Annotated in this window: 1 protein-coding gene; it reads left to right on the top strand. The window is 65.5% G+C overall.

What is annotated here, in order from left to right; all coding sequences use genetic code 11:
* The coding region (locus AWB65_RS35175; RefSeq protein ID WP_087671285.1) for an amidohydrolase family protein at window positions 1-679 on the top strand (679 nt) is incomplete at both ends.

Raw genomic sequence — 679 nt, 5'->3', positions numbered from 1 at the left:
TCACCAACGAATACGACGACACGTTCTTCCTTGGTGACTATCGCCGCATGTGCAGCGACTTTTTGCCGGAGCAATACGGCCGCGCGACTGCCGGGTTCGACGTGATCGGCACGGTACACGTCGAGGCCGAGCGTTCGCGCAAGGAACAGGTGCGCGAAACCGAATGGCTCACGCAACTGAACGCGAAGACCGGTCTCCCGAGCGCGATCGTCGGGCATGTGTATTTCGTGCAGCCGGATTGCGCGGCAATTCTCGCCGGCCACGCGAAAAGCCCGCTCGTGCGCGGCGTGCGCTCGAAGCCGGAGATCTCGGCCGGGCCGGGCCATTCGGTGCGCGGCCAGCCCGGCACGATGCAGGACGATGCGTGGCTGCGCGGGCTTGCATTGCTCGACGACTACGGTTTTTCGTGGGATCTGCGCGTGCCGTACTGGCACCTGGAGGAAGCGGCGGAAATCGCGCGCGCGTTTCCCCGCACGCCGATTGTGACGAATCACCTCGGCTTGCCGCTCGACCGCTCGGACGAAGGCATCGCGATCTGGCGACGCGGGATGGAAGCGCTCGCCGCCTGCCCGAACGTGTACTTGAAAGTGTCGGAACTGGGGCTGCCGGACGGCAAGTGGGACAGCGCGAGCAACCGGCGCGTGATCCGCGAAGCCGTGGAGATGTTCGGCTTCGACCG

The sequence above is a fragment of the Caballeronia humi genome (genome assembly GCF_001544475.1).
Lineage (GTDB): Bacteria > Pseudomonadota > Gammaproteobacteria > Burkholderiales > Burkholderiaceae > Caballeronia > Caballeronia humi.
Note: the sequence above shows the minus strand (reverse complement) of the source record. Positions and strands in the feature narration are given on the sequence as shown.